A 4578-nucleotide genomic window follows, 5' to 3' on the forward strand; every position below is an offset into this window, starting at 1 on the left:
CGCGTCAGGTGCGCCCGGCGAGCCGGCCGTACGGGGGTCCTCGCCGGCGGCCTCGGGGGCCGGGCGGGGACCGGACGACGCGCCACGGGGGAGGTGGCGCGCCGTGCGGTGGGTGGTACTACGGAAGGGCATGGCGGCTCAGTCGCCCTTCGCGAGGGCCTGTTCGCCGTTGCGCTGCAGGTCGGCGAGGATCTTCTTCGGGTCAGTGGTGCGCAGCGACTGCAGTTCGGTGTTGAACTGGCTGAGCACCTTGTCGAACCCGGCGACGGTCACCGGGCCCTGCGCGTGGGCGTTGGCGTCGACCCATGCCTTGGCGTCCGGCTCCTGCTTCGCGTACTCGGCGAGGGCGCTGGTGCGCGAGGGCATCACCCCGAATCCGTCGGCGAACTTCAGTTGCTGCTCACCGGAGCTGAGGTACTTCACCAGGTCCACGGCCGCCGACCGGTGGGCGCTCTCGGCGGCCACGCCCCAGCAGTTGCTGAAGGCCAGCGTGGCCTTCCCGGCCGGTCCCGCGGGCAGCGGGACCACCTTGTACGCCACCTTCGGGTAGTCGAGCTTCATGCCACCGGTCAGCCAGTTGCCCTCGATGGTCATGGCGGCCTTGCCCTTGCCGAGGGCCTCGCCGCCCCAGCTGGTGTCGACCTGCTTGGCGTACTTCATCGAGCCGGCCCGCAGCAGCGACCGCACAAAGCCGAGCCCCTCGGCGTTCTGCGCGCTGTCGGCGGTCATCTTCGTCTGCCCGGTGTCGGTGACCCATCCGCCCGCCTGCTTCATGAAGACGCCGAGTCGCTGGTACTCGTCGCTGGTGACCAGGCCGGTGACCCCGTCGCCGGTGAGCTTGCCGGCGACCTTCCTCAGCTCGTCCCAGGAGGTGGGGTAGTCCTTCTCGGTCAGCCCCGCCTTCTTCCACAGGTCGGTGTTGATGGCGAGGGCGAGGGTGGAGGTGTCCTTGGGCAGGCACACCAGCTTCCCGTCGTAGGTGAAGGAGGTGCGCAGCGGCTCGGCGAAGTCGTCCGCGTCCTTGATCTTGTCGCCGTACGCGTACAGGGAGCCGCCCTTGGCGTAGTTCGCGAACTGGTCGGAGTTGACGTAGAAGACGTCCGGCGGCCTGTGCCCGGCGAAGGACTGGGCCAGCTGCTGGTTCATGTCCTTGGCGGCCTCGACGGTCACCTTGTTGCCGGACCGCTTCTCGTAGGCGGCCGCGGCCTCCTTGACCGTCTTGGTCTCGGCGTCGCCCGAGGTGGCTATCAGGATCTTCAGATGCTGTTTGGCGCCGGTGTCCTGCTTCGTCTCCTTGTCGTCGCTGAAGCTCGACGAGCAGCCGGTGGCGGCCAGGAGCGCCGCGCAGGTGACGAGGGCGGCGGTGGCCGTGCGGGGGGCCATGGTTCCTCCGTGGATTGGGGATGGTACGTGCGGCTCGAGGGGGGGTTGGAGGAGAGGGGATGTCCGGGGCGCGGCGCATCACGGTGCCAACGCGGCGGAGCACCGGTGCGTCAGGGCGCCGGTGCGTCGGAGCCCGGTGTCGGGGTGCTGTCGCGGACGACGAGGGACGGCTCCAGCAGGACGCGCTCCGGTGGCGCGGCCGGGTTGGCCATCCGGGCCAGCAGCAGCCGCACGCACTCACCTCCGACCGCCTCCAGCGGCTGGGCGACCGTGGTCAGGGAGGGCGAGAGGATCCCGGCGGTCGGCGAGTCGTCGAAGCCGACAACGGCGACGTCCCGGCCCGGGGCGGCGTTCCGCTCGCGCAGCGCGTGATAGCAGCCGAGTGCCAGCATGTCGCTGGCCGCGACCACGGCCGTGGTACCCGCGTCCAGTAAGGGCTTGACGGCGATACGGGCCGCCTCGATGTCGCCCGCGCTGGCCGCGCGCCGTCCGCGCGTCGGCAGCCCGTGCCGGCGCATGGCCCGCTGCCAGCCCTCGGCGCGGTCGTCACCGACGCCGGAGCCGCGCGGCCAGCCCAGGAAGGCGATCCTGCGGTGCCCGAGGGCGACCAGATGCTCCACGGCGGCGTCCGTGCCCGAGGCCCCGTCGACGTCGACCCAATCGCCGATCTGCCGCCCCGACCACATCCGGCCGAAGCCGACGAACGGTACGCCCCGCTTGGCCAGCCACGCCTGGCGCGGATCCTGGCGGGCGGTGTTGCTGAGTACGAAGCCGTCGACGTCGTGCCGGCCGAGCAGTTCCTCGTACCCTTCCAGGCTCGGGCCGCCGGGCGGGCAGGCGAACAGCAGCATCCGGTAGCCGGCCTCGTCGGCGGCCTGTGACAGGGCGTGCAGAAACCGGTCCATGACCGGGGCCGTGTCGCCACCCGGAGCGGGCTGGATGCCGTAGCCGATCAGTTTGCTGGAGCGGGTGCGCAGGCTCTGCGCGGCACGGCTCGGGCGGTAGCCCATCTCATCGATCGCCCTGCGGACTCGCTCCAGGGTCTCGGGGCGCAGCAGGTCCGGCGAATTGATCGCGTTGGACACGGTCTGCGGGGAGACACCGGCCCGGCGGGCGACCATGGCAAGGGTCACCGGGCTGCCCTTGGGCGAGGGACTGCTGGTGGAGCGGGGCATACGGGTCTCCGGCACACGAGGGTCTGAAGCCTGGTCCTACGAGCTTGATTTGAGCGTTCCAAAGGCATTGTCAGCGCTCTGAGGAGGCCGTTAGTGTCTTTGGATCGATCTAATGCTGAGAGGTTCTACTCCTTTGGACACCACTGTCAAGGCCCAGGACACCAACGGACCGGTCACGACCTCCACTTCGCCGACCGCGGGCCTGCAGCCGTTCCTGCACGACGCGGTCGTCACGCTGTACGCCCCGAGCTTTGTGATCTCGCGTGCGGACGGACAGCTCGACGGGGGTGCGGATGGCTTCTACCACGGCGACGGCAGGGCGCTGTCCCACCTGACCGTCACGGTGGAGTCCATTGCCCTGGCACCGGTCGGCGGCGGGCTCAGGGGAGCCGACCGGGCGGACTTCCGGGCGATCCTGCGGGGGCTCGGCGAGGTGACGCCCGACCCCGCGGTCGCCCTGAACCGCCGCCGAACCGTCGCCCCCGGGCGGTTGGAGGAGAGCTTCGAAGTCGCCAACGCGGGCACCCGGCGGGTCGGTTTCCGGCTCACGGTCACGGCCGGCACGGACCTCGCCCCGATGGAGCGGGTGAAGTCGGGCCACGTCCTGGACCCGGTGCCGGCACGGGCCGAAGGCGCGGAAGGCGCCGAGGGCGGCGGTCTGGTGTGGTCCCGCGACGGGTTCGCCGTACGCCTGGTCAGCGAGCCCGCGCCGGATGCCCTGGAGGCGCCGGAGGGCCGGCTGTCGTACGACGTCGAACTGGACCCCGGTGCCTCGTGGACGGTGACGCTGCGCTGCACGGCGGCGTACGCGGACGGCGACCAGTTCCCGGCCGCCCCAGCGGACGCCGTACCCTGGCTGGGCCCGGCTCTGCGCAGCGCGGACCGGCGCTTCGACCAGTGGCTGGACCAGTCGGTCGCCGACGCGGACCGGCTGCGCCTGATGGACCCCCGGTCCGCGGAGGGGCGCGCGGACGGTGTTGATCAGTTCCTGGCCGCCGGAGCTCCGTGGTTTCTGACCCTCTTCGGCCGCGACTCGTTGTGGGCCGCCCGCATGCTGCTCCCGCTCGGCACCGAGCTCGCGGCCGGTACGCTGCGCACGCTCGCCCGCCGCCAGGGGGCGGTGGCCGACCCCGCCACGGAGGAGCAGCCGGGGAAGATCCTGCACGAAGTGCGGCGCGGCACCCAGAACTTCACCGACACCTTCGCCGTCCCGCCGGTGTACTACGGCACGGTCGACGCGACCCCCCTGTGGATCACCCTGCTCCACGACGCCTGGCGCTGGGGCCTGGCCCCCGAGCAGGTGGAAGAGCTGCTGCCGCACACCGAGTCGGCGCTCGCGTGGATCCGCGACCAGGCGGACGCGGCCGGCGACGGCTTCCTCAGGTACGTCGACCGGACCGGACGGGGCCTGGCCAACCAGGGCTGGAAGGACTCCGGCGACGCCATCCGCCATCGCGACGGCCGGCTCGCCGACCCGCCGATCGCGCTGTGCGAGGTGCAGGCGTACGCGTACGAGGCGGCGCGGGACGGAGCGGCGCTGCTGCGCGCTTTCGGGCGGCCGGGGGCGGACGCGTTTGAGGAATGGGCGGAAGGGCTCGCCACCCGTTTCCGTAGGCGCTTCTGGGTGGAGGACGCACAGGGCCCGTACCCGGCGGTCGCACTGGACCGCGACGGCGGGCCGGTGGACTCGGTCACCTCGGGCTTCGGCCACCTTCTCGGGACGGGCCTGCTGAACCAGGAGGAGAGCGCGGCGCTGGCGGCCCGGTTGACCGGCCCCGGCCTCGACTCGGGCCACGGTCTGCGCACCTTGAGCAACGACTCGGTGGGCTTCAACCCGTACGGCTACCACATTGGTTCCATCTGGCCGCACGACACCGCGATCGCCGTGCACGGCCTGGTCAGGGCCGGGTTCCCGGACGCGGCGGCGCCGCTGGCGGCGGGCCTGCTGACGGCGTCGGCGGGGTTCGCCGGACGCTTGCCCGAGCTCTTCGCCGGCCACGGCACCGCCGCGGGCCCGCAC

At 72.1% G+C, this 4578-nt stretch carries 3 protein-coding genes; 1 reads left to right on the forward strand and 2 read right to left on the reverse strand.

What is annotated here, in order from left to right:
• Positions 1-138: 138 nt before the first annotated feature.
• Together KN815_RS46800 and KN815_RS46805 are read right to left on the reverse strand one after the other, a co-directional pair.
• Positions 139-1383 carry a sugar ABC transporter substrate-binding protein gene (locus KN815_RS46800; RefSeq protein WP_216347869.1) on the reverse strand — a complete coding sequence of 415 codons (1245 nt, stop codon included), beginning with the start codon at positions 1381-1383 and terminating at the stop codon, positions 139-141.
• Between the two features lie 110 nt (positions 1384-1493).
• Positions 1494-2558, reverse strand: coding sequence for a LacI family DNA-binding transcriptional regulator (locus KN815_RS46805; RefSeq protein WP_216347870.1), 1065 nt, complete (start codon positions 2556-2558; stop codon positions 1494-1496).
• 133 nt (positions 2559-2691) lie between these two features.
• On the opposite strand from KN815_RS46805, the gene KN815_RS46810 reads away from it, so the two are divergent.
• A partial coding sequence (locus KN815_RS46810; protein ID WP_216347871.1) for an amylo-alpha-1,6-glucosidase occupies positions 2692-4578 on the forward strand: 1887 nt, incomplete at its 3' end.

It is taken from the genome of Streptomyces niphimycinicus (assembly GCF_018883605.1).
Lineage (GTDB): Bacteria > Actinomycetota > Actinomycetes > Streptomycetales > Streptomycetaceae > Streptomyces > Streptomyces niphimycinicus.

What these genes read in the sequence shown, in the direction of transcription:
- KN815_RS46800 (WP_216347869.1), bottom strand. Translation starts at nt 1,383, where the DNA reads ATGGCCCCCCGCACGGCCACCGCCGCCCTCGTCACCTGCGCGGCGCTC.
- KN815_RS46805 (WP_216347870.1), bottom strand. Translation starts at nt 2,558, where the DNA reads ATGCCCCGCTCCACCAGCAGTCCCTCGCCCAAGGGCAGCCCGGTGACC.